The sequence below is a fragment of the Ciceribacter sp. RN22 genome (assembly GCF_024054295.1).
In the GTDB taxonomy this organism is placed as follows: domain Bacteria; phylum Pseudomonadota; class Alphaproteobacteria; order Rhizobiales; family Rhizobiaceae; genus Allorhizobium; species Allorhizobium lividum.
In genome coordinates this window covers 2,840,341-2,852,392 of record NZ_JAMXLD010000001.1, presented here as the reverse complement: position 1 = coordinate 2,852,392, position 12,052 = coordinate 2,840,341, and the positions used below count along the sequence as shown (strand labels likewise).

Sequence of the window (12,052 nt, the reverse complement as noted above, 5' to 3'; positions counted from 1 at the left end):
TTTAAGCGACAGCAGTGACGCCCGCCGCAGCAGCGGCGAGAGACCGGTTGATGCTTTCGGCCGCGTCGCGGCCCATGGCGACGGCGGAAACCGTCAGGTCCTTGCCGCCGGTCGCGCAGTCACCGCCGGCCCAGACGCCCGGAACGGAGGTGCGACCGTCGGCGTCGATCGCGATCTTGCCGCCCTCGAGCTTCAGCCCGTCGAGGCCGAGCGGATCGAGCTTCTGGCCGATCGCCACCAGGACCTGATCGGCCTTGATCTCGGCGGTGTGGCCGGTGCCCTTCATCATGCCGTTTTCGACGTGGGTGTATTCGAAGGTGATGGCGGAGACGTGCCCGTGATGGTGGGCGACCTCCTTCGGCTGCAGCCAGTGGCGGATGGTGACGCCCTTCGAAGCGGCGAGATCCTGCTCGAACTCCGAGGCGTTCATGTGCTCCTTGCCGCGGCGGTAGCAGATCGTAACATTTTCGGCGCCGAGTGCCTTGGCCTGCACGCCGGCATCGATCGCGGTCATGCCGCCGCCGATCACGACCACATCGCGGCCGACGGGGACATCGGCCTTGTTCGTGGCTTCGCGCAGGTTGGAGATGAACTCGACCGCGTCCGCCACGCCGTTGATGTCGGCGCCCGGAATGCCGAGCATGTTGACGTTGCCGAGGCCGGTGCCGAGGAAGACGGCGTCGTACTTCGCCTGGAGATCGGCCAGCGTGAAGTCGCGGCCGAGCATCTCGCCGTTGATGACGTCGATATTGCCGATGGAGAGCACGTAATCGACTTCCGCCTGGGCGAAGTCGTTGGTCGCCTTGTAGGCGGCGATACCGTATTCGTTGAGGCCGCCCGCCTTCTCGCGGTGGTCGTAGATGGTCACGCGGTGGCCGTGCATCGCAAGCCGGTGGGCGCAGGCGAGGCCTGCCGGACCGGCGCCGACGACGGCGACGCTTTTGCCGCTGGAGGCCGCGGGCTGGTAGAACTGGCGGCCCTCATCGATCGCGAGATCGGTGGCGTAGCGCTGCAGCCGGCCGATCTCGACCGGGCGCTCCTCGGCCGTATTCCGCACGCAGGCCTCTTCGCAGAGCGTTTCGGTGGGACAGACGCGAGCGCACATGCCGCCGAGGATGTTCTGGTCGAAGATCGTCTTCGCCGCGCCGGTCGCATTGCCGGTCGCGATCTGGCGGATGAACATCGGGATGTCGATCGAGGTGGGACAGGCCGTCATGCATGGCGCGTCGTGACAGAAATAGCAGCGGTCCGAGGCAACCAGTGCTTCGTGGTCGCCCAGGCGCGGGTGCAGGTCGGAGAAATTCTTCGCATATTCGGCAGCGTCGAGCCGCCCGGCCTTCAGGCCCGGTTCCAGTCTTCGCATCGCAGTTCCCTCTTTTTTATGGCGCGATTGCCATGACGGTAACTCAAGACAAAAAATTTATCAAACGGTAAAAGTTCTTCGTCGGCGTATCGTGCAATGCCGGCGATGCAAGGGTTTCAGCCGCCGAGGAGGGCGCGTTCGCGGTCCCGGTAACGGGCAGGGGAGAGGCCCGCATGACGGGAAAAGAATCGGCTGAAATAGGCCTGGTCCTCGAAACCCAGGCCGTCGGCGACCTGCTGGATGGTGATGCCCGCGAAGACGAGGTCTCGCTTCGCTTCCGAGATGATCCGTTCGGCGATGAGACGGCTCACCGGCTTTCCGGCGATTGCGCGCGCGATGCGGTTGAGGTGGGTGACCGAGACGCCGAGTTCGCGTGCATAGAACGTCACGGGACGGTGCGCGCGAAAGCCGTCGTTGATGAGCGCGTTCAGTTGCTCGAAACGCACCTGATCCCGGCCGGCCTCCATCGCTTCCGTCGTTCCGCCCATCCGGAAGACGAGGAGGAGCGCCGTGACGAGCATCGCTTCCAGAAGCGGCGAGGGGCTGGCGCCCGCCTGGATGATCTCGCGCTCGATGTGGTTCAGGGTTTCTCCGATGTAGGGAGTATCCGGATGATCCGCCGGCATCTGTGTCAGGCGAGGGTGGGCCAGCCATTCCGCGATCCCCTTGTGTGCCGGCAGCCGGGCGGGAAGCCGTTTCGACATCAGGGTGATGACGGCGCCGTCGACGTCGGTCGAGAAGCGAAAGCCGTGCTCATGCCGCTCCGGCACGACGATCGCCGCCGGCGCCGTGAAGGCGTGCCATCCGTTGCCGATCAACGCCTCGCCCTTGCCGTGGCGGATGTGCAAAATTTGAAAAAGGCATGCGTGGCGGTGCCGTTTGATCTCCCAGCCGTGGAGGCGGCTTCGGCTGGCGATTGATTCCGCATGAACCCAAAATTCCGGGATTTCGGCGGTGTCTTCGCCGTAGAGGGCATAGGTCGGAACGCGCGTATTCATTCTGGGTCGCCGGCGTGATGTTCGAAACGTCCAAGTATTTGCCGGAATTTTCCATTGTGGGCAAGCGCCGCGCGCTTATCATTTGGCAAGAAATCAGGGAGGATTTCCATGCGCACTCAAGTCGTCATCGTCGGCTCCGGTCCGTCCGGGCTGCTGCTCGGCCAATTGCTCGCCAATGCGGGCATAGACAATATCATCCTCGACCGCGTCGACCGCGATTACATTCTCGGACGTATCCGTGCCGGGGTGCTGGAGGTCGGCGCCGTCGACCTGCTCGACCGTGCCGGCTGCGGCGATCGGATGCACAAGGAAGGTCTCGTTCACGACGGCTTCGAGCTTTCCTTCGCGGGACGTCGCCACCGCATTCACCTGAAAGGCCTGACCGGTACGTCGGTCATGGTCTACGGCCAGACGGAACTCACCCGCGATCTGATGGACCATCGTGCCGCGACCGGCGGAACGACGATCTACAATGCCGCCAACGTCACGCCACACGATTTCGACGGTGCCTCACCCTATGTCACCTACGAGCAGGACGGGGTCACGCACCGTATCGACTGCGACTACATCGCCGGCTGCGACGGCTTTCACGGGGTCTGCCGCGCATCGGTCGAGGGAAAGGGCCTCCGCACCTTCGAGAAGGTCTATCCCTTCGGCTGGCTCGGCCTTCTCGCGGACGTTCCGCCCGTCCACCACGAACTCATCTACGCCAATCATGTGCGTGGCTTTGCGCTCTGTTCGCAGCGTTCCCATACGCGCAGCCGCTACTATGTGCAGGTGCCGCTGACGGACAAGGTGGAGGACTGGTCGGACGATGCGTTCTGGGACGAAATCCGCCGGCGGCTGCCGCAGGACGTGGCCGAGGCGATGGTGACCGGACCGTCGATCGAAAAATCGATCGCGCCGCTGCGGTCCTTCGTGGCCGAGCCCCTGCGGTTCGGGCGGCTCTTTCTCGTCGGCGACGCCGGCCACATCGTGCCGCCGACCGGCGCAAAGGGCCTCAATCTCGCCGCCTCCGACGTTCACTACCTTTTCGAGGGGCTTCGGGAATATTATGCCGACAGGAAAGCCGCCGGGCTCGACGCCTATTCCGGCCGGGCACTGTCGCGCATCTGGAAGGCGGAGCGCTTCTCCTGGTCGATGACCATGCTGCTCCATCGCTTTCCCGAGGACGGCGACTTCGGCAGCCGGGTGCAGGAGGCGGAGCTCGACTACCTCTCCTCCTCGCAAGCCGCACAGACTGCGATGGCGGAGAACTATGTCGGCCTTCCCTACTGAGGTTGAGGGCAGCGCGAGGAACGGCGGCGGGGCAAAACCCCGCCGCTTTCATTTCGAAAACAAAGATGAGCATAAGGCTCAAGTTTATTCTTTACTGTGAAACTCAAGTTTTGTAGGTTGCGTGTCGCAGCGCCCGGAAACTCCGGGCGCCACCGGGCAGACGCAACCGATACAAGGTGACGCATGGCGAAGAAGAACAGGAAGAGCAGCCCTCGAAACACCTCCGAGACGGCCGCCGTGCCGGAAGCGGGCGGCCGGTCCGCAGGCGAGGTGCGCAGCTTTCTCTATGTCGGCGGGCGCGATTGCCAGGTCGCCCATCTTCGCCAGATCGCCAGCAGCTACGGCGCGGAACTTATCCACCACGACGGCGGTTTGCGGGAGGCGGTGTCGCGCATCGACACGGTGCTTCCCTCGGTCGACTGCGTGTTCTGCCCGATCGACTGTATCAGCCACGACGCATGTCTGAGGGTGAAGACCGGCTGCAAGAAGTTCGGCAAGACATTCATTCCTCTGCGCAATGGCTCGAAGTCCAGCCTGGAGCGAGCGCTCCAGACGATGAGCGAAAGGAATGATGTCTCATGAACCATGATGGTTTCGATCCCGCTCTGCTGATCGGTCTCCAGAAACACGCCGGACGACATGGCGACGGCCTCGCCACGGAACTCGGCGAGCGGCTGGCCGAGCAGGCCGAAAGGAACGAGGCGGGTGCCGAGGTGGTCGCCATTCCGGGGCTGCACCAGCGGCCGGTCACCCGCCTGCCGCACGGCGCCTATAGCGGCGGCGAAAACGGACGCGGCGCGGCAAACGTCATCCCGTTTCCGCTGCCGCGCTGGAAGCGCAACGAGAAGCGGCGGCGGAACTGATCCGTCGTCGCGGACGACGGCGGTGGCGTAAGCCTATTCCGCCCGCGTACGGAAGAACGCACCGAACCCGGCAATGAGCCAGCCGAGCATCATCAGGATGCCGCCCGTCGGGGCGGCCATCGGAAAGAGGCTGGCACCGGCGAACTGCTTCATCGACAGATCTCCGGCAAAGAGCAGCGTGCCGATGGCGAGCACCAGCCCGGCGGCGGTCGCCGTGCGGATCTGCCGGTGGCCCGCATAGAGCGCAAGCAGCGCCGGGGCATGGGCGAGGCACATCATCGAGGCGGGACGCAGCAGGCCCTCCGAACCGAGATGGGTGGCGGCCGCGGCGAGCCCGACGCCGGCGGCGCCGATCAATCCCGCGAGCAGCAGGAGGAGGGGGCGAATGCGGTTCATCCGGATCGCTATTCCTTGTTCTGCATGTGATGGGCGAGCCGTTCGACCGGATCCCAGATGATGTTCCGCAGCATTTCGCTCTCGACGGTCTCGTCGAGTGCGCGGCGGAAGCAGAGGAGCCATTCGTCACGCTCGACCGGGCCGATTTCTGCAAACATGTGCCGCCGGCGCAGCATCGGATGGCCGCGCTTCTCCATGTAAATGGGCGGGCCACCGAGATAGCCGGTCAGATATTCGTAGAACTTCTCTTCGCTGCCGCTCAGATCCTTCGGGTGGACGGCGCGGCAGTGGGCCGCTTCCGGCAGCGTGTCCATGAGATGGTAGAAATGCCGGACCAGCGCGCGGACAGTGGCGTCGCCGCCGATCGCTTCATAGAGCGTGATTACGTCTTCAGTCACTGATAGAACCTCAAGGAGCCGCCATGCTCTACATGGCGGGTTTGAAGCGGTAGCGCAACCGTGCGGACGGCCATGCGGCGATCGGGCACATGTCCGGCGCGCAGGGTAAACGTCGTCGATCGCCTGCCTTCGTCTGCGGATGCCCGGCGGCACGGAGACGAGGGCGGTGGCAGGCGATCGACGCCGACCCCGGGGTGGCGCCGGGTCGGAGTATCCGGCGTGGCCGGATCAGTTGTCGCACTTGGCCTGGCGCACGTGCTCCATCAGCCGCTCGGTGTCGGCAGTGAAGAGGGGGCCGTTTTCCTCGTCGTCGACGCCTTCGAGATGGTGCGAGTTGAGGCTGACGACGAGGTTGTCATCGACGCCGCCGTCGACCTTGAAGCTGGCAAACCAGGCGCCGCCGCTGTTGCCGCTGCGCATCGGATTGCCCTTCATGGTGACGATGCCGCCGGAGATCGACGACCACTGGCCGTCAACCTTGTAGAGATAGCGCCCCTGGTCGTAGTTGTTCGGATAGCCGACGGCGGTGATCGCATCGTCCTCGGGCTCGCCGGTGCGAAGGGCGAGCGGCGGGCGCCCGTCGTCGACATCTGTCAGGATGAAGGCGTAGTCGTAGGCGAAGTTCTCCGACGGCGTGTGATAGGAAGTGAAGAGCGACATGCATTTCCAGCCGACGTCCTGCGTGGAGACGCCGTTCGTGTAGCCACGCTGGAAGAGGAAGTCGCTGTTCCAGTCGTGGGCGTCGTCGGTGTCGTAGACACAATGCGCTGCGGTCAGCACCACCTTGAAATCCTCGGTGAACTGCGCCGTGCAGGCGTAGAGGTTGCCGTCGGCCTTGCGGAAGATGAGCCGCCCCGTACTCCAGTAGGGATTGGCGGCATTGGGGTTGTCGACCCGCTCCGGCACGCCCTGCTGCCTGAGGTTTGATTTTCGTTCGATCTCCGGGGCGCCGGGGCTCAGTTCGCGGAAGCGCTCTTTCATTTCCTCGAGCGCTTCCGGGCTCACGGTCCTCTCAGGCAAGGGAACGGCGGTCTCGACGTCCTCCGCGGTGAGCATGTCGGCGCCGGTGTTCTTCAGGTTCTCGATCTTCAGCCCGTTCGCCGCGGCGGCTGGCGCGACGACAAGGAGGGCGGTGGCCGCCAGGCTCGCCCCGGCAAAGCGAATGGATATGCGTTTCATGACCTTGGCCTTTCTCGTCGGGCAAGGCCTTCGGCTCCTCGCGATGGCGGGAGACGGCGCCTTTGACCTTCGGTGTCGTGGAAAGCGTGACCTTTCGGGTGCCCGGCGGCCGGCCCGGATGGAACCGGCCGCCGGGGCGGGGGCGATCAGAGCAGCAGCGGCGTCCGCAGCTCGATGAGCCCCTGCTCGAGCAGGCCCTTCGACGAGGCTTCGGGGACGAAGACGCCGCGGTCCGGATCGTATTTCAGCGTCATGGAATTGACGCCGCCGCCGAACTTGGCGACCGCCGTATGACCGATGATCTTGGTGATGATCGTCTCGCTGGAGAACTGGCTCTGCAGCCAGATGTAGATCGTGGTGAACGGCGTCATCTGGATCTGCTGGGTGGCGAGCACCGTCTGGGCGGAGATCGGCTTGCGCTCCGCCGGCTTCTTGTTGATGAGCGCCGACTGCGACAGGCCGAAGGTGAGATAGGGGTACTGCGAGTTCGGCATGTCGTTGTTGGCGGCAAAGGTGCCACCGGGGATCGAGGCGTCCTTCTGGAAGGGGTTGAAGACGGCCGCCGAGGTGAACGGATAGTAGCCGGCGTCAAGCGCCGGGCCGGGCGTCACCTCGGAGAGCTTGGTGATGCTCGCCCCCTGGGCGACCGCGGTGGTGGAGGCGAAGACCCAATAGTCTTCGGTCCATTCGACCGTGGTGGACTGGAACGGGTCGATCGACAGCCAGATGACGTTCGGGTCGCCGCTGCCGACCGGCTTTGCGAGCGTGATGCGCTGCTGGGCGGCCTTGATGTTCTTCAGGTCGTCCGGTGCGATGTTCAGGGTCAAGCTATAGTTGGGCATTTCCCATATCCTTTTTCTCGGGGTGAACGATGCGCTTCGGAAGGCGCCGTCTGCGTCTCGAAAGCGTTCCTATTTGCGCAATCGCCGAAATCCAGTTTGCAACTCGTGATTTTGCTGAGGTTGCGAGCCTTTCCCGGGCGGGAGACGGGTGTTGTGGCCGATATGGCGAAATTGTCTTTGTTTTTCAATTGTGTAGTATCTATGCGAGACGGATGGCAACAAATCCGCCGGTCCTCTCGGTGTCATGATATGTATACTTATAGATGTATTTTCTTGTTGACCTGTACTTAAGGATGTGCTCAAAAGGGAACGTTTATGATACATATCGCCTTCGGGGCCCGGGTGTTTTCGGAGGCTTCGATGCCGGCGGGCGACCTAGAAACGGATGCGCTTTCGACGATGCGGATAGGCTATGCGCGTGTATCGACGTCTGACCAGAACATAGACCTGCAGCTGCAGGCGCTCTCGGAGGCCGGATGCGACCATGTCTTCACCGACCAGGGCCATTCCGGCGCCTCGCGCAACCGCCCGGGCCTGGTGCAGTCCATGCGCCGGCTGAAACCGGGCGACACGCTCGTCATCTGGCGGCTCGACCGGCTGGGGCGTTCGCTCTCGCATCTCATCGAGGTGGTGAGCGAGCTCGGGCGTCGTAACATCGGCCTCTACTCGATCACCGAGGCGATCAACACGGCGTCCGCCGGCGGCATCCTGATCTTCCACATCATGGGGGCGCTTGCGGAATTCGAGCGGACGCTGATCTCGGAGCGGACCAAGGCCGGCATGTCGGCGGCACGCGCCCGCGGCCGGCAGATCGGCCGGCCGGTGAAACTTCGGCCCGACAGCGTCGCCGACGCGATGCAGGCGATCGGGGCCGGCGAACTCTCGGCCACCGATGCCGCCCGCGAGCTCGGGGTCAGCCGTGCCACGCTCTACCGGGCGATGGGACGCAAGCGCCGCAAGGGCGAGTGCGGCGCACTGGACCTGCTGGGAGAAGCGCTCGCCTGACCGGCCGGGTGGCATCGCGACCGTAGGCGAGAGCGCCCGTACGGCTATCCCTTGCCCTCCGTGTGCCTCGCTTCCCTGACGCGAACCGTCTCCGGCCTTTTTGGGGCTTTCTCCCGTTTTTTCCGCCTCGGTCGCCGGCCGGGCCTTGCGCGGATTGCGCGCGTCATGGGACGCTTTGCACGAATTTCGTCAGGGGGAACACATGAGACGCATGATCGCCGCCGTCATGGCCACCGCCCTCGCAACGCCGGCCGCCGCCGCGCTTTCAGGGTTTTACGACAGCGCCGAGCGGATCAACACGATCCTCGCCAGCAGCGACGTCGCGAACGCCGTCCGCCAGGCGCCGGTCGGCGCGATCTCCAACACCGGCACGCGCAAGGACGGCGCCAGCGAATGGCAGGTGCGGACGCAGGAATGCGACCTCACCGTCTACCTCGTGCCCATCCTGCCCGAAGGACCGGGCAAGACGACTTATCGGGTCGAGGTTCCGGGGAAATGTGAGTGAGGGGGGAGACTTGTCGGGCCAGGCAGGTGGAGAAGTGCTGCGTTGACTTGGACATCCTCTGTCGCGACGTAGCTCTCCCGGCATTCACAAAGCTGGATAGGATTGAGGTCGCCGGCTATGGGCGGCGCCATTGGGAGCCCTAGGCTTTTCGCCTGCTTCCTATACGCTTCCTCCTGATTTCGTGACTTTGAGCGGATATGGCAACCTCCTGATCTAGATGGCGCAGCCATGAGGGTGAAAATGCGCCCCTATCTCCTTGTCGTTCCTGTGGAACTCTGATGCGCCTGTCGGGTATCTCCCTTTGAAGGATGCTGTTGTCGGATCGACTTAAAGAAGCAAACATGCTTCACTACGCAAAGCAGTGTTCTCGCCGGAATGGCTCATCGGGTGATCGGGGAAGGAGCGATCATGACAGACGAGGTGGCAAGTCACTATGGCGGCGGAGGCGATCTGGCCAGTACGATCGCTGACAGGCTGCGCATGGCCGGCAAGGATATGGCGAAGCTCACAACGGCCGACCTCGGGACTGTTGACGAGTTTCACATCCGTGGTCGCAAGGCGACGCTAGAGCTGGCCGGATCATTGAATCTCGACGCTCGCTCTCGTGTGATCGATATCGGCAGCGGGCTTGGAGGGCCGGCGCGAACGCTGGCCGAGACCTTTGGCTGTCATGTTACGGGTATCGACCTCACGCAGGCATTCTGCGATGCCGCGACGACACTCAGCGCTTGGGTTGGCCTCTCGGACCGTGTCGACTTCCGACAGGGTGACGCGACCGACCTTCCGTTTGACGATAATGCGTTCGACGCGGCAATAACCATGCATGTGGCCATGAACATAGCTGCCAAGGACAGGATGTATGAGGAAGCAAGGCGTATATTGAAGCCGGATGGCCGTTTCGGTGCCTATGACGTGCTTCAGGGCGAAGGTGGCGAGGTGATCTATCCGGTGCCCTGGGCGCGAGAGCGCTCCATCAGCCATCTGGTTACGCCCGACGCCATGGCATCGCTCCTGTCCAATGCAGGGTTCAGAATCAAGAAAATAGAAGACTCGACGGAGGCAAGCCAACACTGGTTCGAAGAGATGGCCGGGCGTATGGCAAGCTCAGCCCCACCCGTGACTTTCCAGGCCTTTCTCGGAAATGACTTTGCGACGATGGCGCGCAATCAGGTGATCAATCTGCGGGAGCGCCGAATCCGTACGGTCAGCTACGTTTGCGAGGCGTAAACGCGGTCAGCTGCCGGCGGCCATGCGGCGAAGTTCTCAAGTCTCTCACTGATGGTGAGGTTTTGGCGCACCGCGCCGGGTGATGACGAGAACTATGTTTACGCTATAGCCCTCTAAGCCCCCTTTTATGTCCGCATTCGTAGAAAATCGTGCAGATCCGCGTCTCAAAGGCCGCTCCGGGGTCTGTTGAGTGCATCGCTCACAGTCGCGGTCCTCCGAGTGTGAAGCCGCCATCAATCAGAATATCCTGACCTGTAATGAACCGGGCATCGTCGGAGAGCAGCCATGCGACGGTGCCGGCAATGTCGTCGGGAGTTCCGTTTCGCCCCAAGGGCGCGTGGGCGGCAAGCTTGGCGGAGAATGCCGGGTCCAGAACCTCGTCGGCCATCGGCGTCAGGATGATGCCGGGACTGATGCTGTTGACGCGAACGTTGCGGGCTCCTTGTTCCATGGCAAGCGTGTGCATCATGGCGATCAACGCCCCCTTGGTCGCCGCATAGGCACCCGCGCCGGGCATGACGCTGTTGACGGTCCATGAGGCGTTGATGACGACGGCGCCGCCCTCAAGATGTGGCAGAGAGTGCTTGATCGATAGGAAGGTTCCCAGGAGGTTCGTACTGACAAGCTCCTCGAAGTCGGCAGTCTCCGTCTCGGCGAGAGGCTTGAACGCGCCCAAGACGCCAGCATTCGCAAAAAGGCCGTCGATGCGACCGTTGGCGCTCTTCGCCAACCGTACCATCGCCTCAACCGCAGCGGCGTTTCCAATATCGCAGGCAATTGCCAAGGCTTTCCTGCCTTCAGCAACGATCTCGGCTGCAACCTCTTCAAGGGGTGCCTGACGGCGGCCGACGAGAACGCACTGTGCGCCTTCCTTCGAGAGGCGGATCGCCGCCGCGCGCCCCATGCCTGTTCCCGCACCCGTGATGACAATCGTTTTTCCCGCAAATCGCGTCAGTGTCATATCCAACTCCTTCAAGGACGACTTTCGGGGCTGTTGTAACTGATGGAAAATTTGATGATAATCGGCATTATAAAGCTATCATTATAAAGGAATACCATTGAATGGACGTCGTGCGCTGTATGCAAGCCTTCGTCACAACGGTTCAGTCGGGTTCGATGAGTGCTGCGGCCGCGGCGCTGGGCCAATCTGCGGCCATGGTCGGTCAGCAGATCGCGGCTTTGGAGAACCGTCTCGGAACGCGCCTTCTCAATCGCACGACACGGCGACAAAGCCTGACGGTTTTCGGGGCGAGCTATGTTGAGCAGTGTCGCGATATTCTGGGCCGTATCGCGCTTGCAGAAGAGGCTGCAGAGCTTGAGCAGACGCGGGTGCAAGGTCGATTGCGTATCACCGCGCCCACCACCTTCGGCTCGGAGGCGCTGATGCCGGCACTCGCCACCTACCGACTGTCCGCGCCCGATGTAGAACTCGACATCGCCTTGTCCGATCGTACCGTCGACTTGGTGGAGGAAGGCTTCGATATCGCCTTCCGCATCGGCGTGATGCAGGACAGCGCGATGATTGCCAGACCTTTGGCCCCTTACCGCATGGCCGTCTGCGCCGCCCCCGACTATCTCTCCCGCCGAGGAGTCCCGATTCACCCCGATGAGCTGACTGGCCATGATACCATCGCCTTCACGCCGTCAGCGAGGTCGCCATGGAAGTTCGCCAGGGAGGGCGAAGAGAAGGCGGTTACACCTCCACGGATGATCACCGTTAATAACGGCCAAGCTGTCCGTGCCGCAGCACGCGCAGGTCTTGGTATCATCATGCAGCCGGAAATCCTCGTGAAACGCGACCTTGAGACCGGCTGCCTGGTTCGGCTCTTCCCGGATTGGCGACTGGGTGAACGACCCATGTGGCTTCTCTACCAACGCGATCGGCGCATGACGCCACGCTTGCGTAGTTTTATTGCTTTTTCCATGACCGCATTTGGATCATCATCGAGCACGGATAATAGAAGGTAGTTCGCCCAAGAACGCTGCGTTTCTGTCCGG

14 protein-coding genes are annotated in these 12,052 nt (G+C 62.9%); 7 read left to right on the top strand and 7 right to left on the bottom strand.

All coding sequences use genetic code 11. From position 1 onward, the window contains the following. Nucleotide 1 precedes the first annotated feature (1 nt). Entirely contained in the window at nt 2–1,363 is a 1,362-nt protein-coding gene (locus NHF53_RS13925) for an NAD(P)-dependent oxidoreductase (RefSeq protein ID WP_252834677.1), read from the bottom strand. Nucleotides 1,364–1,479: 116 nt separating this feature from the next. Further along, entirely contained in the window at nt 1,480–2,361 is an 882-nt protein-coding gene (locus NHF53_RS13920) for a helix-turn-helix domain-containing protein (protein ID WP_252834676.1), read from the bottom strand. 108 nt (nt 2,362–2,469) lie between these two features. Here NHF53_RS13920 and pobA point away from each other — a divergent pair, with 108 nt between their 5' ends. The 3 genes from pobA (at nt 2,470) to NHF53_RS13905 (ending at nt 4,502) form a co-directional block, all read left to right on the top strand. Next, on the top strand, nt 2,470–3,639 hold the full coding sequence (gene pobA / locus NHF53_RS13915) for a 4-hydroxybenzoate 3-monooxygenase (RefSeq protein ID WP_252834675.1): 1,170 nt from the start codon (nt 2,470–2,472) through the stop codon (nt 3,637–3,639). Between the two features lie 183 nt (nt 3,640–3,822). Further along, nucleotides 3,823–4,221, top strand: coding sequence for a DUF2325 domain-containing protein (locus NHF53_RS13910; protein WP_252834674.1), 399 nt, complete (start codon nt 3,823–3,825; stop codon nt 4,219–4,221). Continuing rightward, on the top strand, nt 4,218–4,502 hold the full coding sequence (locus tag NHF53_RS13905) for a hypothetical protein (RefSeq protein ID WP_252834673.1): 285 nt from the start codon (nt 4,218–4,220) through the stop codon (nt 4,500–4,502). Before NHF53_RS13910 ends, NHF53_RS13905 begins: the two co-directional genes overlap by 4 nt. A 33-nt stretch (nt 4,503–4,535) precedes the next feature. On the opposite strand, the gene NHF53_RS13900 is transcribed toward NHF53_RS13905, so the two are convergent. The 4 genes from NHF53_RS13900 to NHF53_RS13885 all read right to left on the bottom strand — a co-directional run bounded on the left by NHF53_RS13900 (nt 4,536) and on the right by NHF53_RS13885 (nt 7,317). Beyond that, complete coding sequence (locus NHF53_RS13900; RefSeq protein WP_252834672.1) at nt 4,536–4,898, bottom strand: DUF423 domain-containing protein; 363 nt, start codon at nt 4,896–4,898, stop codon at nt 4,536–4,538. 8 nt (nt 4,899–4,906) lie between these two features. Next, a complete protein-coding gene (locus NHF53_RS13895) occupies nt 4,907–5,296 on the bottom strand; it encodes a group II truncated hemoglobin (protein WP_252834671.1) in 390 nt (129 codons plus the stop codon). A 228-nt stretch (nt 5,297–5,524) separates the two neighbouring features. Further along, a complete protein-coding gene (locus NHF53_RS13890) occupies nt 5,525–6,475 on the bottom strand; it encodes a serine protease (RefSeq protein WP_114361206.1) in 951 nt (316 codons plus the stop codon). Between the two features lie 146 nt (nt 6,476–6,621). Continuing rightward, complete coding sequence (locus NHF53_RS13885; protein WP_205687899.1) at nt 6,622–7,317, bottom strand: hypothetical protein; 696 nt, start codon at nt 7,315–7,317, stop codon at nt 6,622–6,624. 399 nt (nt 7,318–7,716) lie between these two features. Here NHF53_RS13885 and NHF53_RS13880 point away from each other — a divergent pair, with 399 nt between their 5' ends. From NHF53_RS13880 to NHF53_RS13870, 3 genes are all read left to right on the top strand, one after another. After that, the gene (locus NHF53_RS13880; protein WP_252834978.1) at nt 7,717–8,322 is read left to right on the top strand and encodes a recombinase family protein; all 606 of its coding nucleotides are present in this window, start codon (nt 7,717–7,719) and stop codon (nt 8,320–8,322) included. Nucleotides 8,323–8,524: 202 nt separating this feature from the next. Next, complete coding sequence (locus tag NHF53_RS13875) at nt 8,525–8,827, top strand: hypothetical protein (protein WP_252834670.1); 303 nt, start codon at nt 8,525–8,527, stop codon at nt 8,825–8,827. Between the two features lie 408 nt (nt 8,828–9,235). Further along, nucleotides 9,236–10,054, top strand: a complete 819-nt coding sequence (locus tag NHF53_RS13870; RefSeq protein ID WP_252834669.1) for a class I SAM-dependent methyltransferase — start codon at nt 9,236–9,238, stop codon at nt 10,052–10,054. Between the two features lie 199 nt (nt 10,055–10,253). Here the strand turns inward: NHF53_RS13870 and NHF53_RS13865 are convergent, their stop codons facing one another. Then, on the bottom strand, nt 10,254–11,015 hold the full coding sequence (locus tag NHF53_RS13865; protein ID WP_252834668.1) for an SDR family NAD(P)-dependent oxidoreductase: 762 nt from the start codon (nt 11,013–11,015) through the stop codon (nt 10,254–10,256). Nucleotides 11,016–11,116: 101 nt separating this feature from the next. Between NHF53_RS13865 and NHF53_RS13860 the strand changes: the two genes are divergently transcribed. Then, nucleotides 11,117–12,022 carry a LysR family transcriptional regulator gene (locus NHF53_RS13860; RefSeq protein ID WP_252834667.1) on the top strand — a complete coding sequence of 302 codons (906 nt, stop codon included), beginning with the start codon at nt 11,117–11,119 and terminating at the stop codon, nt 12,020–12,022. Nucleotides 12,023–12,052 lie beyond the last annotated feature (30 nt).